A 16,875-nucleotide genomic window follows, 5' to 3' on the forward strand; every position below is an offset into this window, starting at 1 on the left:
GCGGGCCAAGATCGGCTATGATGCAGGATCGAGCGCCGATTTAACGCCATGGGACCAATGGGAAAGATACACACTCACTATGACAACCTGAAAGTGTCGCGCATGGCGCCTCAGGAAGTCATACGTGCCGCCTACAAGGCCCTCAGCCAGAAATACCATCCGGACAAAAATCCGGGGGATGAAAAGGCTGCGCGCATCATGGCCATTCTCAACAGCGCCTACGACACCTTGTCCGACACCCAGCGCCGCCGCGAGCACGACGAATGGATCGCCGCCGAGGAGTGGGAGATCGAGTGGCTGGAAAGCACCCGCAACGAGGACGGCCGGGGCGCCGACAAGTACCGCCACGACGCCGACCGCTGGAATCCCGAGCCGGTCGACGAGCCGCAACCGTTGGCGGCGCCGCTGCGCAAATGGAAGTGGTGGGCCGGGCTGGCCGGCTGCCTGGTGGCCGGCTGGCTGGGCGGCACGATGGCGTCCCAGTCGGCCTTGCTGGACGCGGCGCTCGGCGGCAAGGTGCGCGGCGGCGCCAAGGCCGAGCCGGTGCGCGCGGCCAAGGCCGAACCGCGCGAGCGCGAACGCGACGACTGGGCCGGGCCGCAATCGTTCTATCCGGAAGCCGACACCTCGCCGGCGCCCAAGGGGGCCCCGGTCAAGGTGGTGGCGATGTCGCAGATCGTGCTGCCCGGCGTGACGCCCGATTGCGACCATGACAGCCAGACCCTGGTCTCGCCCAACGGCGAGCCGTGGCCGGCCAACTCCGGCTATATCGAGGGCTTCAGCGTCGGCAACCGCGGCGACGACATCCAGCTGATGGTCGACAACGCCAACAACGCCTCGGCCGTGTTCATCAAGGTCTACGACGTCGAGCGGCGCGCCAATGTGCGCTACGCCTATGTGCGCGCGCACGACAAGCTGATGGTCGACAAACTATCGAATGGCAAGTACGAGATCCGCTACCAGAACCTCGACCCCGCCGCCAACCGCGGCGGCTGCTCCGGCGCCGGTCCCGGCGGCGGCGCGGCCCCCAGCCGCACCGCCGCCGCCGAGGCCGACACGCTGCCGGTCAGCAATTAGCTCGCCACCGTCTCCATCAGGCCCATTTCCTCGCTCGACATCAGCTTGTCGATATTGACCAGGATGAGCATGCGCTCGTCGATGGTGCCCAGGCCGATCAGGTAGTCGGAGCTGAAGGCGGTGCCCATCTCCGGCGCCGGCTTGACCTGCTCGGGCGTCAACGTGGTCACGTCGGACACCGAATCGACCACCATGCCCACCACGCGGCCGTTGATGTTGAGGATGATGACGACCGTGAACTGGTCGTACACCGGCGCGCCCAGGTTGAACTTGATGCGCATGTCCACCACCGGGATGATGATGCCGCGCAGGTTGATCACGCCCTTGATGAACTCCGGCGCGTTGGCGATGCGGGTGACGGCCTCGTAGCCGCGGATCTCCTGCACCTTGAGGATGTCGATGCCGTATTCCTCGGCGCCGAGCGTAAAGGCGAGGAACTCCCGGCCGGCGATATCGGCGGCGTTTTCTTGCATGGCGATGGTCCTTGTCGTGTCGTTGTTTTTGTCGTATTTGTGTCCCTGGGCGGCCCGTCGCGGCACCTTGTTGTGGTCCTTGAAAGGTTGATCCACGGTGGCAGCCGCCTTCTAAGAGTAGCAGAGTCGGGGCGCCGTGACGAGCGTTGGGAAGGCGCCGTTTGGTAAAAAGCGGCGCGCTGTTGCTATCGCTTCCATGGAGCTTGTCACAGGGGGGGAATCTGATTATGCTAGCCTCAGCTCAGGCACACGGCGCGGCCGGACGCCGGACCCTCCAGGAGATTTGTGTATGACAGATGCAACCGCCTCAGACGACGACTGGCTGATCGAGGAAGACGAGGAAGACCAGCCGGCCGATGGGGCGGGCGCTCCCGACCAGCGCCAATGGCGCGTGCTGATCGTCGACGACGACGCCGACGTCCACGCCGTCACGCGCCTGGCGCTGCGCAACGTCAGCTTCAAGGGCCGCGAGCTCGAACTGTTCTCCGCCTACAGCGGGCGCGAAGCGTTCGACATCCTGCGCGACACGCCCGACATCGCGCTGGTGCTGCTCGACGTGGTGATGGAGACCGACGACGCCGGCCTGATACTGGCGCGCCGCATCCGCGAGGAGCTGCACAACGCCATCGTGCGCGTGGTGCTGCGCACCGGCCAGCCGGGCCAGGCGCCCGAGCAGCGCGTCATCATCGAATACGACATCAACGACTACAAGGCCAAGACCGAGCTGACCACGCAGAAGCTGTTCACCACCGTGATCTCGGCGCTGCGCGCGTACGAGAGCCTCAACATGCTCGAACGCAGCCGCATCGGCCTGGGCAAGATCCTGGCCGGCGCCACCAATCTGTACCAGATCCATTCGCTGCGCGAATTCGCCTCCGGCGTGCTCAATCAGGTCAGCGCGATCCTCGACGTCGGCTCCGACGGCGTGCTATGCCTGATGCAGGGCGACACCGGCGTCACCAGCGTGGTGGCGGCCACCGGCGGCTACGCGCAACTGAGCGAGTCCGAGCTGATGCCGACCGGCCATCCGTTGTGGCCGACCATCGCCAAAGCCTTCGCCGAAAAGAAAAGCCAGTTCGACCACCCGGCCAACGTGCTGTTCATCCACACCCAGGAAAACCGCGAGGTGGCCATCTCGGTCACGCCGCCGTGGCCCCTGGCGCAGATCCAGCGCGACCTGCTGGAGGTGTTCTGCCAGCGCATCGCGGCCGCCTTCGACAACCTGTACATGTTCGGGCAATTGCGCAAGGCGCAGGAGGCCACCGTGGTGGCGCTGGCCGACCTGGCCGAGTTCCGCGACAGCGGCACCGGCGGCCATGTGCGGCGCGTGCAGCAGCTGTCGTCGTCGCTGGCCGCGCGGCTGGCCGAACGCGGCTCCTATCCCGACGAGATCACGCCGCAGCTGCTCGAGATGATCGGGCTGGCGAGCATCCTGCACGATGTCGGCAAGGTGGCCACGCCGGACCACATCCTGCTCAAGCCGGGCGCGCACACGCCCGAGGAGCGGGCGCAGATGCAGACCCACGCGGCGGTGGGGCGCGCGATCCTCGAGCGCGCCGCCGGCATGGTCGACGGCGTGAGTTATCTGACGTATGGCGCGGCGATCGCCGGCGGCCACCACGAGCATTTCGACGGCAACGGCTATCCGAACCAGCTCAAAGGGACCGACATCCCGGTTGCCGCGCGCATCGTCGCCGTGGTCGACGTGTTCGACTCGCTGCTGCACGAGCGGCCGTACAAGGAACCGTGGCCGCACACCGAGGTGATGACCTACATCACCGAGCGCGCCGGCAAGCAGTTCGACCCGGAGGTGGTGGCGTCGCTGCTGGAGTTGATCGAGCGCGATCCGACGATAGGCCGCACGCCGGATTAGGCGGAACGCCGTAATCCGCCATTGCGTGCGCCGCCGGCGGCTCATAAATGGCGGATTACGCTGCGCTAATCCGCCCTACGTGTTTGCGTGGTTCCTCATCTTCAGCATCCTCGTTTTGCGCCATCGCCTCGAATTGCGCCGCCGGCATCGGCCGCGCAAACAAATACCCCTGCGCCTCGTCGCACTGCTTGGCGCGCAGGAAGTCGCGCTGCGCCTCGGTTTCCACCCCTTCCGCCACCACGCCCAGCCCCAGCGAATGGGCCAGCGCGATGGTGGCCGCGACGATCACAGCGTCGTCCGGATCGGTCTCGATATCCTTGACGAAGCCGCGGTCGATCTTGATGCGGTCGATCTCGAACAACTTCAAATAACTGAGCGACGAATAGCCGGTGCCGAAATCGTCGATCGCCACCTTGATGCCGCGCGAGCGCAGTTCGACCAGCAGCGCGCGGCTGCGCTCCGGATCCTGCATCGCCGCCGACTCGGTGATCTCCAGTTCCAGCAGCGCCGGATCGATGCCCTGGCTCGATAGCAGGTGGTCCAGGTGCGGCAGCAGGCCGGCGCCGTGGCACTGGCGCGCCGACAGGTTGACCGCCAGCCGCAGATGCGCCAGCGGCGTGCCGCGCCACGCCGCCAGCAGGCCGGTGGCGCGCTTGAGCACCCAGTCGCCCAGCGGCAGGATCAGCCCCGACTCCTCGGCGATCGGGATGAAGCGGTCCGGCCCCACCATGCCCAGCTCCGGATGGTGCCAGCGCAGCAGCGCCTCGGCGCCGATGATGCGCTGCGTGGCCAGCTCCACCTGCGGCTGCAGATACAGCTCGAACTCGTCCTGCTCGAGCGCCTGCCACAATCGGTTCTCCAGCATCAGCCGCTCGTGGGTGGCGACGTTCATCGCCGCCGAGAAGAACTGGAAGTTGCCGCGTCCCTGGCTCTTGGCGGCATACATCGCGGTGTCGGCGTGGCGCATCAGGGTGCTGCCGTCGTCGCCGTCGGACGGGAACATCGCCACGCCCACGCTGGCGCCGCTGTGGATGGTCTTGCCCTCGAGCGGATAAGGCTCGGTGAGCGACTCGACGATGCGCACGGCGATGTGGGTGACGTCGTCCGGCGTGACGCCACCGGAGGTGACGACGATGAATTCGTCGCCGCCCAGGCGGGCGATGATGTCGACCTCGCGCAGCAGCTCGCGCAGGCGCTGGGCCACGGCGACCAGCAGCAGGTCGCCGGTCTGGTGGCCGTGGGTGTCGTTGATCTTCTTGAAGTGATCGAGGTCGATGAACAGCACCGCCGCGGCGCCGTGGGTGCGGCGCGTCTGCGCCAGCAATTGCTCCAGCCGCAGGTTCAGCGACAGGCGGTTGTCGAGCCCCGTCAGGGTGTCGTGGTGGGCCAGGCGGTGGATGCGCTCCTGCGCCATGCGCTGCTCGGTGAGGTCGTGCAGGATGGCGACGAACAGGTGCTCGTCGGGCAGCTCGACTTCGCTCACCGAGATCGCCAGCGGGAATTCGCTGCCGTCGCTGCGCCAGCCGGTCAGGGTGTAGTCGTGCGTGACGCCGCAGGCGATCATGCGCAGCAGGCCGGCCGCGTCGAGGCCGTCGGCCTCGCCGACGCCGACCGGGATCAGGCGCTCGAGCCGCAGGCGCGTCATCTGCTCCGGCGTGTAGCCGAACAGGCGCCCGGCGGCGGCGTTGGCCGACATCAGCAGGCCGTCGCCGTCGATGGTGAGGATTGCGTCGGCCGCCTTGTTCAGGATCGCTTGCAGCCTGGCTTCGCGTTCGCGCAGGCGCGCGGTGCTGTCCTTGACCTGCGCCTGGATGCGCGCGCGCTCGCCGCTGATGAGCAGCATCAGCGCGCCCAGCAGGCCTGTCAGCAGCAGGCCGCAGGTCAGCACCGTCCAGCTTTGCCAGCCGCGCTGCTGCTGCAGGTAGGCCGGCGTCGGCGCCAAGGTCAGCTCGTAGATGCGGCCGCCGAAATGCAGCTGGTGCTGGAAGTCGCCGGTGGCCGGCGCGCGCAGCAGCGTGTCGCGCAGGCTGCGGCCCGGGGTGTCGTCGTCCATGTCCTCGAAGCGCACCAGGAAGTGCTCGAACTCGGAGCGCTTGAGCGCCTGGTCGAGGTAGGCGTCGAACTGCAGCGCGATCAGCAGCGCGCCGGCCGGCTGGTGCTGGGCGTTGTTCGGATAGACCGTTTGCAGCAGCACCACGCCATGGCCGGGCAGGGTGCGCGCGAATTGCAGCGGCGACGTCGCCGTCGGCTGGCCCGACTGGATCGCCCGCTCCAGCGCGGCGCGGCGCTGGTCCTCGGACAGGAAATCGAGACCGATATAGTCGCGCGCCTCGCCCGGTTCGACGAAGGTGACCGGGAAGTAGCGTGCACGCCTGGGTGCCACGCGCCAGGTGCCCGCCAGCGAGCGTTCGCGGATCTCGAACGCCGGCGCGACGTGCTGGCGCGCCCACGACTCGAACGTGGCGCGGTCGGCGCCGGCCACCGGCACCAGCCAGCCCATCGACAGCAGCTCGGGGCGCTGGTCGAGGTAGCCGTGCGCCAGGTTGCTGAAGTCGTCCGCGCCGAGGATGCGGCTGGGATCGTTGAGCGCCTTGGCCATGGCGTAGATGAAGCGTTCGTGCTCGCTAAATTGCGCCTGCAGCAGGTCGCCCGTCTGCTGCGCCTTGAGGCGGAAGGTTTGCAACTGCTGGTTGCTTTCCCATTTGTCGGCCTGCACATAGATGGCGATGAAGGCGGCCGCCGACAGCACCAGCGGCAGGCCCACCAGCAGGCGGCGCCGTTCCCACAGCGCGCGCGGGCGGCCGATGGCGATCCACGTCAGCGGCGCGGCCAGCAGCACGCCGATGGTGTCGCCCATCCACCAGGCCAGCCAGTCGCCCACCAGGCCGTCCCAGCGCAGCGCGCCGGCCAGCAGCATGCCCGACAGCGAGACGGTGCAGCTGATGACGGTGACGCTGACCGCCAGCAAGATGAAGCGCGCCACGTCGCGCCCCGAGCCGAGGGCCGGGTCGATGTGGCGGCGGAACAGGCTGGCGCCCACCCAGGCTTGCAAGGTGGCGCCGGCGGCGGCCGACAGCGCGCCGAGCAGGGCGGGCGCGCCGATGCCGCCCAAACCCTGCCACGACGGCATCAGGTTGACGCATAGCGCGCCGAGGGCGACGGCCGGCAACAGCCGCATGCCGCCCATGGCACAGGCGGCCAGGGCTAGGCCGGCGGGCAGGAAGATCGGGGAAGCGTAGCCGGGCGGCAGCGCCAGCAGCAGGCCGAGGCGGCCGGCGATCAGATAGGCGGCCAGCAGGGCCAGGTTGGCCAGCGCCAGATGACGTCGGCCTGAGCCGGGGGAATACAGCTGCGTGGTGTTCAACTGCGGTGCTCCCGGGTCGCGTGGTGGGTCGAAAAGCGGGTCCAGCTGTGACTGATTGTATAGGAAATCATTCAACGTAAAAACAACACTTGCACTTTTGCACGCGGTCCAGTTAAAATCTCGCCCCGAAGCAGACGGTTCATCCTCAGGGACGCAAAATATCGCAGTCCAAATGAAATTGGAGGGTTGACAGGTCAAAGTAATTGCTTCATACTCTGCGGTTCCTCGCGGAGGGGTGGCCGAGTGGTTAAAGGCGACAGACTGTAAATCTGTTCTCTATGAGTACGCTGGTTCGAATCCAGCCCCCTCCACCAAGTTGTTGCGGTGAGACTGAGTAGCAAAAGTGAAATGAACGATACCTCGCGGGTGTAGCTCAATGGTAGAGCAGAAGCCTTCCAAGCTTACGACGAGGGTTCGATTCCCTTCACCCGCTCCAGTGTTGTTGCAATGCAGATGCGCAGGCAGGGCATCAAATAGTAGTACCCCATCAGCCCTTTTAGCTCAGTGGTAGAGCACTCCCTTGGTAAGGGAGAGGCCACGTGTTCAATCCACGTAAAGGGCACCAGAATTCGCAGTGCATCAGTAATACGCAGCACGTCGGCACAGAGCAGCAAAAAATTCGGTAGCAACAAATTCAGCAGTATTCACAGACAGTCGGGCGCGAGCCCGGGCAATCACACCAAATCGTTAGGAGTCTAAAATGGCAAAAGGTAAATTCGAACGGACCAAGCCGCACGTCAACGTCGGCACCATCGGCCACGTCGACCACGGCAAGACCACCCTGACCGCTGCGATCGCAACCGTTCTGTCGAAGAAATTCGGCGGCGAAGCTAAAGCATACGACCAGATCGATGCGGCTCCGGAAGAAAAAGCACGCGGCATCACCATCAACACCGCGCACGTCGAGTACGAAACCGCTGCCCGTCACTACGCACACGTTGACTGCCCAGGCCACGCCGACTACATCAAAAACATGATCACCGGCGCGGCACAGATGGACGGCGCGATCCTGGTGTGCTCCGCAGCTGACGGCCCAATGCCACAGACCCGCGAGCACATCCTGCTGGCCCGCCAGGTTGGCGTTCCATACATCATCGTGTTCCTGAACAAGTGCGACCTGGTCGACGACGCGGAGCTGCTGGAACTGGTCGAAATGGAAGTTCGCGAGTTGTTGTCGAAGTACGAATTCCCAGGCGACGACGTGCCAATCATCAAAGGTTCGGCCCGTATGGCGCTGGAAGGCAAAGAAGGCGAAATGGGCGTTGACGCGATCATGCGTCTGGCCGACGCACTGGACAGCTACATCCCTACGCCAGAGCGCGCAGTCGATGGCGCCTTCCTGATGCCAGTGGAAGACGTGTTCTCGATCTCGGGTCGCGGTACCGTTGTGACCGGTCGTATCGAGCGCGGCATCATCAAGGTCGGCGAAGAGATCGAAATCGTTGGTATCACCGACACCGTCAAGACCACTTGCACCGGCGTGGAAATGTTCCGCAAGCTGCTGGACCAGGGTCAAGCCGGCGACAACGTCGGTCTGCTGCTGCGCGGCACCAAGCGTGAAGACGTACAGCGTGGCCAGGTTCTGGCCAAGCCGGGTTCGATCAAGCCGCACAACCACTTCACCGGCGAGATCTATGTCCTGTCGAAAGATGAAGGCGGCCGTCACACCCCGTTTTTCAACAACTATCGTCCACAGTTCTACTTCCGTACGACTGACGTGACCGGTTCGATCGAACTGCCAGCGGACAAAGAAATGGTTATGCCAGGCGACAACGTGTCGATCACCGTCAAGCTGATCAACCCGATCGCGATGGAAGAAGGTCTGCGCTTCGCAATCCGCGAAGGTGGCCGTACCGTTGGTGCAGGTGTTGTTGCGAAGATCATCGCTTAAGGAATATCCTGATCTACCACCAGGGGCGTCTCTGGTGGTATAATCGATATCCTTTGTAGTTTTACGTAGGGACGTAGCTCAATTGGCAGAGCGTCGGTCTCCAAAACCGAAGGTTGGGGGTTCGATGCCCTCCGTCCCTGCCACCGTTTTCAGGTGCAGGGCACCGAAAGTAAATTAAATGTCAAATCAATCCGTGCAGACCGTCAGCACGTCGAATGACAAGATTAAGGTTGCACTGGCAATAGCCGTTGCAATCGCAGGCGTGGTGGGGTTCTATTACCTGTCAGACAAACCAGCTCTCGTACGCGCAGGCGCACTTGTAGCTGGTTTGGCTTTTGCCGTTCTGCTCTTGTGGACTTCGTCGACTGGCCGTGATTTCCTGAATTTCGCCAAAGAAGCCGTACGCGAGACGAAAAAGGTCGTTTGGCCTACCCGTCGCGAAGCAACCCAGATCACCGGCATTGTCTTTGCCTTCGTGCTGGTGATGGCGCTGTTCCTGTGGGGCACGGATAAGACGTTGGAATTCCTGTTGTACGATCTCATTCTGGGCATACGAAAATAATGAACGAAAACGTGCAAGATGACGCGGCAGGCGAAGAAGTCACCGGCGAAGCACCGGCGGCTGAAGCTGTATCCGCGCCGGTAAGCGTTCCAGTGAGCAATAAACGCTGGTACGTTGTTCATGCGTATTCCGGTATGGAAAAAAGCGTGCAGCGCGCGCTGACCGAGCGCGTCGAACGCGCCGGCATGCAAGACCAGTTCGGCCAGATCCTGGTGCCGACCGAAGAAGTGGTGGAAGTCAAGAACGGTCAAAAGTCCGTCACCGAGCGTCGTTTTTTCCCGGGCTACGTCCTGGTTGAGATGGAAATGACCGACGAGACGTGGCACCTGGTGAAAAACACCAACAAGGTGACCGGCTTCATCGGCGGCAAATCGAACAAGCCGACCCCGATTCCAGCGCGCGAGATCGACAAGATCATGCAGCAGATGCAAGAGGGTGTCGAGAAGCCACGGCCAAAAGTGCTGTACGAAGTGGGCGAGCAAGTCCGCATCAAGGATGGCCCGTTCACCGACTTCAACGGCAACGTCGAGGAAGTCAACTACGAGAAATCGAAAGTGCGCGTCTCGGTCACCATCTTCGGCCGCGCCACACCAGTCGAGCTCGAATTCGGCCAGGTCGAAAAAGTATAAATACCGTTCGCCAGAACGGGCGACGGTGTAAAAACCCCGACAATCTGGCACCAGAGGAGCCCCGCCATGCAATCGATCGCATGGCGGGGCGCTACTACTCATACCCAAGATAGGAGCCATCATGGCAAAGAAAATCATTGGTTTTATCAAGCTGCAAGTGCCAGCTGGTAAAGCAAACCCATCCCCACCGATCGGTCCAGCGCTGGGTCAGCGCGGTCTGAACATCATGGAATTCTGCAAAGCGTTCAACGCGCAGACCCAGGGTATGGAACCAGGCATGCCGATTCCGGTCGTCATCACCGCCTTCGCCGACAAGTCGTTCACCTTCGTGATGAAGACGCCGCCAGCGACCTACCTGATCAAGAAGCACTCGGGTATCACCAAAGGTTCGCCGAAGCCACATACCGACAAAGTCGGTAAGCTGACCCGCGCGCAAGCTGAAGAAATCGCTAAATTGAAAACCCCAGATCTGACCGCTGCCGACATGGATGCTGCTGTACGCACCATCGCTGGTTCCGCACGTTCGATGGGCATCACGGTGGAAGGTCTGTAATCATGGCAAAACTGTCCAAACGCGCTAAAGTTATCAAATCCAAAGTTGATAGCACCAAGACCTATGCCTTCGACAACGCTGTTGCGCTGATCAAAGAGCTGGCCACCGCCAAGTTCAACGAATCGATCGACGTGTCGGTACAGCTGGGCGTGGATCCTAAGAAGTCGGACCAGGTCGTTCGCGGTTCCGTCGTGCTGCCAGCCGGCACCGGCAAGACCGTTCGCGTCGCCGTGTTCGCTTCGGGCGAAAAAGCCGAGCAGGCTAAAGCCGCCGGCGCCGACGTTGTTGGTATGGAAGACCTGGCCGAGCGCGTCAAAGCCGGCGACATGCCTTTCGATATCGTCATCGCTTCGCCAGACACCATGCGTATCGTCGGTACCCTGGGTCAGATCCTGGGCCCACGCGGCCTGATGCCTAACCCGAAGGTCGGCACTGTTACCCCTGACGTCGCTACCGCCGTGAAAAACGCGAAAGCCGGCCAGGTTCAGTACCGTACCGACAAAGCCGGTATCATCCACGCTACGATCGGCCGCAAGTCGTTCGCCGACGCCGATCTGAAGAGCAACCTGGTTGCCCTGATCGACGCGCTGAACAAAGCCAAGCCAGCATCGAGCAAGGGTATCTACCTGCGCAAGGTTTCGCTGTCGTCGACCATGGGCGCTGGCGTCCGTGTTGACCACGCTACCCTGGCTGCTTAAGTTTTACTTTTAAGTCCTCTTGCGGTTCATCCGCAGGGGGCAGTTCTTTGGGCTGGTCGGTGTTGCTTGCAATGCCGGCCAGACAATCAAAGACCGTTGGGCTCAGCGCAGCAGGCAGGCGCCGGGTTAATTGGATTTTCCGCCCAACGCAGATGGTGTACCCGATCAAGTTTCGTAGTCCATTGGACTCCTAAACCTCGGACGCCGTTGTTCGAACCGATGGCAGGCAGTCGCCCGTCATCATTTAAGGAGGTTGACCGTGGGTCTCAATCTGAATGACAAAAAGGCCGTCGTCGCCGAAGTTTCCGCAAAAGTAGCAACTGCGCAAACTATCGTCGTGGCCGAATATCGTGGCATCCAGGTTGCTCACTTGACGCAACTTCGTGCCAAAGCGCGCGCTCAAGGCGTGTACCTGCGTGTGTTGAAAAATACGCTCGCTCGTCGCTCCGTCGAAGGCACGCAGTTCGCCAACCTGGCAGACAGCATGACCGGTCCGTTGATCTACTCGATCTCGGACGATGCCGTTGCAGCAGCTAAAGTCATCGCTGACTTCGCTAAAACCAACGACAAACTGGTCATCACCGCAGGTAACTACGCAGGCAAGCAGCTGGATAAAGCAGCTGTTACCGCGTTGGCGAGCATTCCTAGCCGTGAAGTCCTCATTTCGCAGTTGTTGGGCGTTATGCTGGCTCCGGTGTCGGGCTTTGCACGTGGTCTGGCTGCTCTGGCAGCGAAAAAATCCGAAGGCGCTCCTGCCGCAGCTGAAGAAGTTGCAGCAGAAGAAGCCCCAGCCGCTTAATTGCGATCGGGTTTTTTTCTCAAGTACCAATCTGATGTACTAACGAATCAATAAATTATTGGAGTTTCAAATGGCAATTAGCAAAGACGACATCCTGGCAGCAGTTAGCGAAATGTCCGTAATGGACCTGAACGAACTGGTCAAAGCTTTCGAAGAAAAATTCGGCGTTTCGGCCGCTGCAATGGCTGCTCCAGCAGCTGGCGGCGCAGCCGGCGGCGCAGCTGCCGCTGAAGAGCAAACCGAGTTCAACGTTGTTCTGACCGAAATCGGCGCGAACAAAGTTGGCGTGATTAAAGCTGTTCGCGAAATCACCGGTCTGGGCCTGAAAGAAGCCAAAGACGTGGTTGATGGCGCTCCTAAGACCGTCAAAGAAGCCCTGTCGAAAGCTGACGCTGAAGCCGCTAAGAAGAAGCTGGAAGAAGCTGGCGCCAAGGCTGAACTGAAGTAATCAAGTTGTACGGCGGCTAGTTAGCGCCTCGAGCCAAAGCTGCGGATTTCCTTTCGAAAGGGAGGAAATCCGGCTTTGGCTCCTTTGTCGTCCTCGTCGTATTTGTAGCGTATTGTCCGACGCTGCAGTGGTTAGTAGTTTATTCAAATCAGCTGGAAATGGTAGAGATTTCAGGTTTCGTCTGTGTGACATGCAGCCGAGATTGTTGCTGAAGTGGCTGTGGAACGGTTGAAGTCGACCGGTTCGCGCACTGGCAAAACCTGAATTTTTTATCCTTTCTGTCACTCACGGAGTGTCCATGCACTACTCATTTACTGAGAAGAAACGCATTCGCAAATCATTCGCGAAGCGCGCCAACGTTCACCACGTTCCGTTCCTGCTGGCTACCCAGCTCGAGTCCTACCATAGTTTCCTGCAGGAAGACGTCGCACCGTCGACCCGCAAGAACGACGGCCTGCAGTCGGCCTTTACCTCGATATTCCCTATCGTTTCGCACAATGGCTTTGCGCGTCTCGAATTCCTGTCGTATGTCCTGGGCGATCCCGCCTTCGACGTCAAGGAATGCCAACTGCGTGGCCTGACGTTCGCGTCGCCGCTGCGCGCCAAGGTGCGTCTGGTGATCCTGGACAAGGAATCGCCGACCAAGCCGGTCGTCAAAGAGATGAAGGAACAGGAAGTCTACATGGGCGAACTGCCTTTGATGACGACCACCGGTTCGTTCGTCATCAACGGTACCGAGCGCGTTATCGTTTCGCAGCTGCATCGCTCCCCTGGTGTGTTCTTCGAACACGACCGCGGCAAGACCCACTCGTCGGGCAAACTGCTGTTCTCCGCGCGTATCATTCCCTACCGCGGTTCGTGGCTGGACTTCGAGTTCGACCCGAAAGACATCCTGTTCTTCCGCGTCGACCGCCGCCGCAAAATGCCGGTGACGATCCTGCTGAAGGCGATCGGCATGTCGCACGAGCAAATCCTGGCGAACTTCTTCGTCTTCGACAATTTCAACCTGCGCTCGGAAGGCGCGGAGATGGAATTCGTTGCCGAGCGTCTGCGTGGCGAAGTCGCCCGCTTCGACATCGTCAACAAGGAAGGCAAGACCTTGGTGCTGAAGGACAAGCGCATCAACGCCAAGCACGTGCGCGACATCGAATCGAACGGCATCAAGCATATTTCCGTGCCGGAAGACTACCTGCTGGGCCGCGTGCTGGCCAAGAACATCGTTGATCCGGAGACCGGCGAAGTCGTCGCGTCCGCCAACGATGAGCTGACCGAAGACGTCCTCGGCCGCCTGCGCGAAGCCAACATCAGCGAAATCCAGACCTTGTACACCAACGATCTGGACCAGGGCGCGTACATTTCGCAAACCCTGCGCATCGACGACACCGCCGACCAGATGGCCGCGCGCGTCGCGATCTACCGCATGATGCGTCCTGGCGAACCGCCAACGGAAGACTCGGTCGAAGCGCTGTTCAACGGCCTGTTCTACAGCGCCGACCGCTACGACCTGTCCGCCGTCGGCCGCATGAAGTTCAACCGCCGCATCGGCCGTGACGAACTGACCGGCGCCATGACCTTGTCGAACGAAGACGTGCTGGCCGTGATCAAGATCCTGGTGGAACTGCGCAATGGCCGCGGCGAAGTCGACGATATCGATCACCTGGGTAACCGCCGCGTACGTTGCGTCGGCGAACTGGCCGAAAACCAGTTCCGCGCCGGCCTGGTGCGCGTCGAGCGCGCCGTCAAGGAACGCCTCGGCCAAGCCGAAGCGGACAACCTGATGCCGCACGACCTGATCAACAGCAAGCCGATCTCGGCCGCGATCCGTGAATTCTTCGGTTCGTCGCAGCTGTCGCAGTTTATGGACCAGACCAACCCGCTGTCGGAAATCACGCACAAACGTCGTGTATCCGCCCTGGGACCTGGCGGTCTGACCCGCGAACGTGCTGGTTTCGAGGTGCGCGACGTGCACCCGACCCACTACGGCCGCGTGTGCCCGATCGAAACGCCTGAAGGCCCGAACATCGGTCTGATCAACTCGCTGGCGCTGTACGCCCGCCTGAACGAATACGGCTTCCTGGAAACCCCGTACCGCAAGGTCGAAGGTTCCAAGATCACCGACCAGATCGATTACCTTTCGGCAATCGAAGAAGGCCGCTACATCATCGCTCAGGCGAACGCGACCATCAGCAGCGAAGGCACGCTCAGCGATGAGCTGGTCTCGGCCCGTGAAGCCGGCGAAACCATTCTGGTGTCGCCAGAGCGCATCCAGTACATGGACGTGGCGCCTGGCCAGATCGTTTCGGTCGCCGCGTCGCTGATTCCGTTCCTGGAACACGATGATGCGAACCGCGCATTGATGGGTGCCAACATGCAGCGCCAGGCCGTTCCTTGCCTGCGCCCTGAAAAAGCACTGGTCGGTACCGGTATCGAACGCACCGTGGCAGTCGACTCGGGCACCACCGTGCAAGCATTGCGCGGCGGTATCGTCGACTACATCGATGCGGGCCGTGTCGTGATTCGCGTGAACGATGACGAAGCAACCGCCGGCGAAGTCGGTGTCGACATCTACAACCTGATCAAGTACACCCGTTCGAACCAGAACACCAACATCAACCAGCGTCCTATCGTCAAGGTGGGCGACCGTGTTGCCAAGCGCGACGTGATCGCCGACGGCGCATCGACCGATCTGGGTGAATTGGCTCTGGGCCAGAACATGACCGTGGCCTTCATGCCATGGAATGGTCTGAACTTCGAGGATTCGATCCTGATCTCGGAAAACGTCGTCAAAGACGACCGTTACACGTCGATCCACATCGAAGAACTGAGCGTCGTTGCTCGCGATACCAAACTGGGCGCGGAAGAAATCACCCGCGACATCTCGAACCTGGCTGAGAACCAGCTGGCTCGTCTGGATGAGTCCGGTATCGTCTACATCGGCGCCGAAGTGCAAGCCGGCGACACCCTGGTCGGTAAAGTGACGCCGAAGGGCGAAACCCAGCTGACCCCGGAAGAAAAGCTGCTGCGCGCGATCTTCGGCGAGAAGGCTTCGGACGTCAAAGACACCTCGCTGCGCGTGCCTTCGGGCATGATCGGCACCGTCATCGACGTGCAAGTGTTCACCCGTGAAGGCATCGTTCGCGACAAGCGCGCGCAACAGATCATCGACGATGAACTGAAGCGTTTCCGCCTGGACCTGAACGACCAGATGCGCATCGTGGAGGGCGACGCCTTCCAGCGTCTGGAAAAAATGCTGATCAACCAGGTCGTCAACGGCGGTCCTAAGAAGCTGGCCAAGGGCGCCAAGATCACCAAGGAATACCTGGACGATCTGGACAAGTACCACTGGTTCGACATCCGTCCAGCGGACGACGCCGCCGCCACCGCCCTCGAAGCGATCAAGGAATCGATCAACGAGAAGCGTCACCAGTTCGATCTGGCCTTCGAAGAGAAGCGCAAGAAGCTGACGCAAGGCGACGAGCTGCAACCTGGCGTGCAGAAGATGGTCAAAGTGTATCTGGCCGTTAAGCGCCGCCTGCAGTCGGGCGACAAGATGGCGGGTCGCCACGGTAACAAGGGTGTGGTTTCCCGTATCGTGCCGGTCGAAGACATGCCATACATGGCCGACGGTACGCCGGCGGACGTGGTGCTGAACCCGCTGGGTGTTCCTTCGCGTATGAACGTGGGTCAGATTCTCGAGACCCACCTTGGTTGGGCGGCAAAAGGCCTGGGTATCCGTATCGGCGAGATGCTGCAACAGCAGATCAAAGTCGAAGAGATGCGCAAGTTCCTGACCACCGTCTACAACGAGAACGGCCGTCCGGAAGATCTGGACCAGTTCGACGACGAAGAGATCATGAAGCTGGCGAACAACCTGAAGAAGGGTGTTCCGTTCGCTACGCCGGTGTTCGACGGCGCGCACGAGTCGGAAATCCGCCGCATGCTGGATTTGGCGTACCCTGACGACATCGCCCAGAAATTGGGTATGACGCCTTCGAAGAACCAGGTCACGATGTACGACGGCCGCACCGGCGAAGCGTTCGAGCGCAAGGTCACCGTTGGCGTGATGCACATGCTGAAACTGCACCACTTGGTCGACGACAAGATGCACGCGCGTTCGACCGGTCCGTACTCGCTCGTGACGCAGCAGCCACTGGGCGGTAAAGCCCAGTTCGGCGGCCAGCGCTTCGGTGAGATGGAGGTGTGGGCACTGGAAGCGTACGGCGCATCGTACGTGCTGCAAGAGATGTTGACCGTGAAGTCCGATGACGTCAACGGCCGTACCAAAGTGTACGAAAACCTGGTCAAAGGCGACCACGTGATCGACGCCGGTATGCCTGAATCGTTCAACGTGCTGGTCAAGGAAATCCGTTCGCTGGGTATCGATATCGACCTCGAACGAAACTAAAAGACAGCTCGGTTACATAAGACTGTCGTTTGGTTTGAGAAACACAAAGCCCGGCTGGGTAACCAGTCCGGGCGATGTAGTCTCAGGAATTAGAAGTTTAATC

12 protein-coding genes and 4 tRNA genes are annotated in these 16,875 nt (G+C 61.5%); 14 read left to right on the forward strand and 2 right to left on the reverse strand.

Annotated features, from left to right (window positions below; translation table 11 throughout):
• Nucleotides 1-102: 102 nt before the first annotated feature.
• A complete protein-coding gene (locus NHH73_03390; protein USX27359.1) occupies nucleotides 103-1,077 on the forward strand; it encodes a J domain-containing protein in 975 nt (324 codons plus the stop codon).
• On the opposite strand, the gene NHH73_03395 is transcribed toward NHH73_03390, so the two are convergent.
• Nucleotides 1,074-1,550, reverse strand: coding sequence for a chemotaxis protein CheW (locus NHH73_03395; GenBank protein ID USX29775.1), 477 nt, complete (start codon nucleotides 1,548-1,550; stop codon nucleotides 1,074-1,076). The genes NHH73_03390 and NHH73_03395 overlap by 4 nt on opposite strands.
• Nucleotides 1,551-1,839: 289 nt before the next feature.
• Between NHH73_03395 and NHH73_03400 the strand changes: the two genes are divergently transcribed.
• On the forward strand, nucleotides 1,840-3,423 hold the full coding sequence (locus NHH73_03400) for a DUF3369 domain-containing protein (protein USX27360.1): 1,584 nt from the start codon (nucleotides 1,840-1,842) through the stop codon (nucleotides 3,421-3,423).
• A gap of 55 nt (nucleotides 3,424-3,478) precedes the next feature.
• Here the strand turns inward: NHH73_03400 and NHH73_03405 are convergent, their stop codons facing one another.
• Nucleotides 3,479-6,787 (reverse strand): EAL domain-containing protein, encoded by a 3,309-nt coding sequence (locus tag NHH73_03405; GenBank protein ID USX27361.1) that lies wholly within the window; start codon nucleotides 6,785-6,787, stop codon nucleotides 3,479-3,481.
• Nucleotides 6,788-7,016: 229 nt separating this feature from the next.
• On the opposite strand from NHH73_03405, the gene NHH73_03410 reads away from it, so the two are divergent.
• The 12 genes from NHH73_03410 to rpoB all read left to right on the forward strand — a co-directional run bounded on the left by NHH73_03410 (nucleotide 7,017) and on the right by rpoB (nucleotide 16,772).
• Nucleotides 7,017-7,101 (forward strand) — tRNA-Tyr (locus NHH73_03410).
• A gap of 48 nt (nucleotides 7,102-7,149) precedes the next feature.
• A tRNA-Gly gene (locus NHH73_03415) sits at nucleotides 7,150-7,223 on the forward strand.
• 54 nt (nucleotides 7,224-7,277) lie between these two features.
• A tRNA-Thr gene (locus tag NHH73_03420) sits at nucleotides 7,278-7,352 on the forward strand.
• Nucleotides 7,353-7,487: 135 nt separating this feature from the next.
• Nucleotides 7,488-8,678 (forward strand): elongation factor Tu, encoded by a 1,191-nt coding sequence (gene tuf / locus NHH73_03425; GenBank protein USX27362.1) that lies wholly within the window; start codon nucleotides 7,488-7,490, stop codon nucleotides 8,676-8,678.
• A gap of 67 nt (nucleotides 8,679-8,745) precedes the next feature.
• Nucleotides 8,746-8,821 (forward strand) — tRNA-Trp (locus NHH73_03430).
• Between the two features lie 35 nt (nucleotides 8,822-8,856).
• Nucleotides 8,857-9,240, forward strand: coding sequence for a preprotein translocase subunit SecE (gene secE, locus NHH73_03435; GenBank protein USX27363.1), 384 nt, complete (start codon nucleotides 8,857-8,859; stop codon nucleotides 9,238-9,240).
• Nucleotides 9,240-9,869, forward strand: a complete 630-nt coding sequence (nusG, locus tag NHH73_03440) for a transcription termination/antitermination protein NusG (protein ID USX27364.1) — start codon at nucleotides 9,240-9,242, stop codon at nucleotides 9,867-9,869. Before secE ends, nusG begins: the two co-directional genes overlap by 1 nt.
• 121 nt (nucleotides 9,870-9,990) lie before the next feature.
• On the forward strand, nucleotides 9,991-10,422 hold the full coding sequence (rplK, locus tag NHH73_03445) for a 50S ribosomal protein L11 (GenBank protein ID USX27365.1): 432 nt from the start codon (nucleotides 9,991-9,993) through the stop codon (nucleotides 10,420-10,422).
• 2 nt (nucleotides 10,423-10,424) lie between these two features.
• Nucleotides 10,425-11,120: a 50S ribosomal protein L1 gene (gene rplA, locus NHH73_03450; GenBank protein USX27366.1), complete on the forward strand. Its 696-nt coding sequence runs from the start codon at nucleotides 10,425-10,427 to the stop codon at nucleotides 11,118-11,120.
• A 259-nt stretch (nucleotides 11,121-11,379) separates the two neighbouring features.
• Nucleotides 11,380-11,919 (forward strand): 50S ribosomal protein L10, encoded by a 540-nt coding sequence (gene rplJ / locus NHH73_03455; GenBank protein ID USX27367.1) that lies wholly within the window; start codon nucleotides 11,380-11,382, stop codon nucleotides 11,917-11,919.
• A 70-nt stretch (nucleotides 11,920-11,989) separates the two neighbouring features.
• Nucleotides 11,990-12,367 (forward strand): 50S ribosomal protein L7/L12, encoded by a 378-nt coding sequence (rplL, locus tag NHH73_03460; protein USX27368.1) that lies wholly within the window; start codon nucleotides 11,990-11,992, stop codon nucleotides 12,365-12,367.
• 298 nt (nucleotides 12,368-12,665) lie between these two features.
• Nucleotides 12,666-16,772, forward strand: coding sequence for a DNA-directed RNA polymerase subunit beta (gene rpoB / locus NHH73_03465; protein USX27369.1), 4,107 nt, complete (start codon nucleotides 12,666-12,668; stop codon nucleotides 16,770-16,772).
• The last annotated feature ends 103 nt before the right edge of the window (nucleotides 16,773-16,875 follow it).

It is taken from the genome of Oxalobacteraceae bacterium OTU3CINTB1, from assembly GCA_024123955.1.
In the GTDB taxonomy this organism is placed as follows: domain Bacteria; phylum Pseudomonadota; class Gammaproteobacteria; order Burkholderiales; family Burkholderiaceae_D; genus Rugamonas.